This is a genomic window from Pseudoalteromonas sp. Z1A6 (genome assembly GCF_011378745.1).
Taxonomy (GTDB): domain Bacteria; phylum Pseudomonadota; class Gammaproteobacteria; order Enterobacterales; family Alteromonadaceae; genus Pseudoalteromonas; species Pseudoalteromonas arctica.
Genome location: NZ_WTKW01000567.1, coordinates 1 through 1,526, shown reverse-complemented (window position 1 = coordinate 1,526; position 1,526 = coordinate 1). Strand labels below are relative to the sequence as shown.

The following is a 1,526-nucleotide window of genomic DNA, read 5'->3' as shown; positions in this document are numbered from 1 at the left end:
ACAAATTTGCGGGTTTCTTATGGTTTTCGAAAGTCCTTTTAATAAATAACTACTTGTTAACCCAATCTAAGTGATTAGCCTTAAAAATCTCTACACCTTTTCTGCGGACTCGCTCTATCCAATCTTCCGCTTTATTTACGCCCACATTAAAATGCTCCACTGCTGCTTTTTGCAGTACTCGGTGCTCATTCTGTATTGTCGTTGGCATTAGGGCTGCGTCATCCGTATTGATACATACTGTAATTGACCCTTTTCTCAAGCCAAAGCGATTGTACTTTTCACCCTGCTTAAGCCAATCCTGTTCAGGTGGGTCCCATCTAAAAATAGGATGTTCGTAATAGTGTTCAAATCGACCAATATAAATATTAGAGGTTGGGCAGGCTTCAATGATAATACCTTTAGCTGCATAATACTCCATAGACCAGTCTTGAATGGCTTCATATAAATCAAGTTCTGAAAAAGATACAGAGTCAAAGTAGCAGCCATGCTCGTAACCGAAAGTTTCAGGACTACTTTTACCAAGACAGTCAATTTTTACAATTTTTTCGCGTCGTTTTGTATAATTTTCATCTAATTCAGCAAATAAGTATGTTTGCCATAAATCGATATGCTTAGCTTGCACGTAAGCATCAGTCTTATTATAAAAATCGAGTACCCAGCCACTATATAACGGATCGTTCGGATTTATCACAGATGCATTAAAAGCATCTCTTTGGCTTATGTTTAAAACTACTGGGCAGTTACGTCTTAATAACCATGCATCGTATAAGCGCTTTGGAGGTTGAGCTACACCATAAAGAAACTCACTCCAATAGTGTATTTTTTCCTGTAGTAAATGTAGAACCCCAACCAAGTTAGGGACTGACTGTATAACTGTAAGCGCTTTCTGGTGGCTCCATACTAAATTATCTAAGTGCTCACCAACAGTTAAATAAGCAGTCTGCTGACGTTTTGCCCAACTTGTTGGACAGACACCTAAAGCCAAAGCGTGCCCGACTCTATCCCCAACTTGAAAATCACAAAACACAACTGACTCATCGATAGATCTCATACCCGAAAGTAAATGGCTGAAGTCCTCTCCTGCATGCACTGTAATAAATGGTTTGGATAAACGATTGCTCATTAAACCTTTTGTGGGTATTTTACTATCCCTTAAACGCCTCAAAGCAGGGGCAAATACCTCTATGGGAAGTTCATTTTCATTCCCAGCAACATCATAACCCCGAATTGCTTTTCTAAGATCTAGCGATGTATTTATTACATCATTTAATAGCTGAGAGTGGGCTAACTCTTTTTCTGAAAAAGTTACCGAGCTTGAAAAGTCTTGCAGATACTCAACTTGATTTTTAATTTGCGTCCGAAAGTCCTCTTGTAACTTGTCTTGACGATTACCACTACGAGTAAAATGTATTACAAAATGAGTATTCTCTGCTAAAGTGCGCTCAAATATATACTTCAATGCCTTTTCAAAATATTTAGGGTTTACTGGTTTCTTTTTTTTATTCCCTAAAATAAATTTTGGAATT

At 37.8% G+C, this 1,526-nt stretch carries 1 pseudogene; it reads right to left on the bottom strand.

The annotated features are described in order from the left end of the window. Window positions 1–49 precede the first annotated feature (49 nt). Window positions 50–1,526 (bottom strand): annotated as a pseudogene (locus GQR46_RS19505) (hypothetical protein); the annotation flags it as partial.